The 3385-nt window shown below is 40.8% G+C and carries 3 protein-coding genes and 1 tRNA gene; 1 reads left to right on the top strand and 3 read right to left on the bottom strand.

The window, feature by feature from the left end:
* Positions 1 to 97: 97 nt before the first annotated feature.
* The 3 genes from ABWY16_RS13665 to ABWY16_RS13655 form a co-directional block, all read right to left on the bottom strand.
* Positions 98 to 682: a 50S ribosomal protein L25/general stress protein Ctc gene (locus tag ABWY16_RS13665; protein WP_353905201.1), complete on the bottom strand. Its 585-nt coding sequence runs from the start codon at positions 680 to 682 to the stop codon at positions 98 to 100.
* A 60-nt stretch (positions 683 to 742) separates the two neighbouring features.
* Complete coding sequence (locus tag ABWY16_RS13660) at positions 743 to 1687, bottom strand: ribose-phosphate pyrophosphokinase (RefSeq protein WP_353905200.1); 945 nt, start codon at positions 1685 to 1687, stop codon at positions 743 to 745.
* A 74-nt stretch (positions 1688 to 1761) separates the two neighbouring features.
* Positions 1762 to 1832 (bottom strand) — tRNA-Gln (locus ABWY16_RS13655).
* Between the two features lie 231 nt (positions 1833 to 2063).
* Between ABWY16_RS13655 and ABWY16_RS13650 the strand changes: the two genes are divergently transcribed.
* The coding region (locus ABWY16_RS13650; RefSeq protein ID WP_353905199.1) for a glycosyltransferase family 117 protein at positions 2064 to 3385 on the top strand (1322 nt) is incomplete at its 3' end.

Below are 3385 nucleotides of genomic sequence, written 5' to 3'. Positions count from 1 at the left end.
GACTTGGTATCGGAAAGACTATCTGCAAAAATATTAACACAAAAAAAAACGGCTCGAAAAAATTCGAGCCGTTTTCTTTAAAATCAAGAAAGCTTGATTATTTTTTACCTTTAGCAGCTTCAGTTTCTGCTTGTTTTAATGCTCTAGACATTGCAACAGAAACGATCGTATCTTCAGGAGTGTTAGTGATTACGTATTTATCACCTTTAAGGTCACGAACACGAGATAAACTACCTACTTCTAATTTCTCTAAGCTTACTTCTACGTTTTGTGGCATGTTAGCTGGTAATGCCTTAACGCGCAGTTTACGTAATTTCTGGATTAATTTACCCCCCATTTTAACACCTGGAGAAGTTCCTGTTAATTTAACCGGGATCTCCATAACGATTTCTTTCTCGTCGAATAACTGAAGGAAATCGATGTGCATCAATACATCGGTAAGTGGGTGAAACTGAGTGTCTTTTACGATAGCTTTAGTTTTAGTACCGTTAAGATCAATCTCCACAAAGTTTACATCCGGGGTATAAATAACATCTCTTAAGTCAGCAATAACTACTGCGAAGTGTTGTTGCTCTTTTCCACCATACAATACCGCCGGAACCTTACCTTCGTAACGAAGTTCCTTGGCATCGCGTTTCCCTACGTTCTCTCTTGGAGAACCGCTAATTGCGATTGTTTTCATTTTTATTTTATATTAATTGTTATTTATTCTTTTTGTCACCGCTGGCCTTCGCCGGCTGTTTTAATCTATTTTAAACAGATCACTGATTGACCCATGCTCATTTACATTGGCAATGGCCTTTGCAAAAAGCTCAGCTGTACTTAGTACCCTGATTTTTGAACTTTCCTGTTTCAGTGGAATTGAATCTGTTACGATCAGTTCCGTCAGTACAGAATTTTCAACCGTTTCGTAAGCTTTACCTGATAATACAGGGTGCGTACAAACTGCTCTTACACTCTTCGCTCCCTTTTCCATGATCAGTGCAGCAGCTTTAGCCAAAGTACCTGCAGTATCACAAATATCATCGATTAGTACGATATCCATATCTGTTACATCTCCAATGATCGACATTGATTCGATCTCATTTGCACGTTTACGACGTTTATCACAAATCACAACCTCTGCATTAAAGAACTTTGCAAAAGTACGTGCCCTGTAAGAACCGCCCATATCTGGCGAGGCTATAGTCAGGTTATCCAGTTTCAGGCTCTTGATATAAGGCACAAAAATGATTGAGCCATCAAGGTGATCTACCGGGATATCAAAAAATCCCTGTATCTGGGCTGCATGCAAATCCATAGTCATGATCCTGTGGATCCCGGCAGATTTCAGCAGGTTAGCTACCAGTTTTGCACCAATTGCCTGACGCGGCCTGTCTTTCCTGTCTTGTCTTGCCAGACCGTAATAAGGAACAATAGCAGTAATGTAATGCGCTGAAGCTCTTTTTGCGGCATCAACCATCAGGAGCAATTCCATTAGATTGTCAGAAGGCTGGTAAGTAGACTGGATAAGGAAAACGTCACATCCTCTTACTGATTCATCATATGCGGGCTGAAATTCACCATCGCTAAACCTGTTAATAGAAACACTACCAAGTGGTCTGCCGTAACTTTCGGCGATCTTGAGGGCTAAAGCTTTTGTACCTGTACCGGCAAAAAGTTTAACGGGATTGAATTGCAGTGGCATGATTAGACGGGTATCAACACTGGGTTAAAAAAAATCGGATTGCGTATTTTACCTCACAATCCGAATATGTTTAGTTGCCCGACCAGGATTCGAACCTAGACAAACGGTACCAAAAACCGTTGTACTACCTTTATACTATCGGGCAATCTTCCTTCAAATCAACAAAGGGTTGCTTTGAAATGGAATGCAAATCTACGCAGATTTTTGATAATTGCAAATCCTCGTGCAAAAAAATTGAAAATAATTCTAAAAACCTCTTCCAGGGGTATTTGAGGCGTTATTTTTTGTTAAACTAAAATAATGTATGTATTTATGTCAATCTTATTGATTATTTTCGGCTGCATTTTTATAGCCCATATCAGATAACAAATACAAAATGAACTACTCAAAAATTAATAACATTACGGGATGGCTCTGTTTTATCATTGCCAGCTTTACCTATATACTCACTTTAGAGCCCTCGGTTAGTTTCTGGGATTGTGGAGAGTTTATAGCCTCTGCCTTTAAAATGCAGGTAGTGCATCAGCCTGGTGCTCCATTGTTCTTAATGATACAACGTTTCTTCTCCATATTTGCCTTTGGTGATATCCACAAGATCGCCTACTTTATGAACGTAGGTTCTGCCCTGGCAAGTGCGGCTACTATATTATTCCTGTTCTGGACCATCACGGCGCTTGCCAAAAAGATGATCCCGAAACGCAACGAAGACCTTACAACGGGCGACCTGATCACGATTATGGGCGCAGGTGTAGTTGGTGCACTGGCCTATACTTACTCGGACAGTTTCTGGTTCTCAGCAGTAGAATCTGAGGTATATGCACTTTCCTCACTGTTTACAGCTATAGTATTCTGGGGTATCCTTAAATGGGAAGCAGTTGCCGATGAGCCGCGTGCTGACAGGTGGTTGCTGTTTATTGCCTACATCATGGGATTATCCATCGGTATCCACTTACTGAACTTACTGACCATTCCGGCAATTGCCTTTGTTTATTATTTCAAGAAAACTAAAAACCCTACAAACGTTGGCATTATCAAAACCTTCGCGGTTGGTATCCTGATCCTTGCCTTTGTACAATATGGTATTATCCAGTATGTAGTATCCTTCGGTGCTTACTTCGACTTGTTCTTTGTAAATACTCTGGGCATGGGCTTCGGAACAGGAGTAGTCTTTTTCGCTATCCTGCTGATCGCCGGTTTTACCTGGGGTATCCGTTATTCCATCAAAACACAGAAAAAGATTTTGAACCTGGCTTTGCTGTCTACAGTACTGATCGTTTTTGGCTATTGCTCCTTTGCAATGATCATCATCAGGGCTAAGGCCAATCCAAACCTGAACAACAGTAATCCAGACAATGCATTCTCTTTCCTGAGTTACCTGAACAGGGAACAGTACGGAGACAGGCCATTATTGTTCGGCCCTAACTACAATTCTGAAAAAGTAAGCCTTACTGAAGGCAAAAACGTCTATAGAAAAGGCGATACCAAATATGAAGTAGCCGGTAAGAAAACCGATTATGAATATGACAGGACTACTCCTTTCCCAAGGATGTACAGTGATGAGCCAAGACACGTAGAGGAATATAAAACCCTGATGGGCTTCGACGACAGTCATTTCCCGGGCTTGTTTGACAATATCAATTACCTTTTCAAATACCAGATCGGCAATATGTACATGCGTTATTTCATGTGGAATTTCGT

It is taken from the genome of Pedobacter sp., from assembly GCF_040513095.1.
In the GTDB taxonomy this organism is placed as follows: Bacteria; Bacteroidota; Bacteroidia; order Sphingobacteriales; family Sphingobacteriaceae; genus Pedobacter.
The sequence above is the reverse complement of the archived record's forward strand: the minus strand, read 5'-3'. Positions and strand labels throughout refer to the sequence as shown.

Bases quoted from the DNA above. Each gene is read 5' to 3' on its own strand.
- ABWY16_RS13665 (WP_353905201.1), bottom strand. From the start codon at position 682: ATGAAAACAATCGCAATTAGCGGTTCTCCAAGAGAGAACGTAGGGAAA.
- ABWY16_RS13660 (WP_353905200.1), bottom strand. From the start codon at position 1,687: ATGCCACTGCAATTCAATCCCGTTAAACTTTTTGCCGGTACAGGTACA.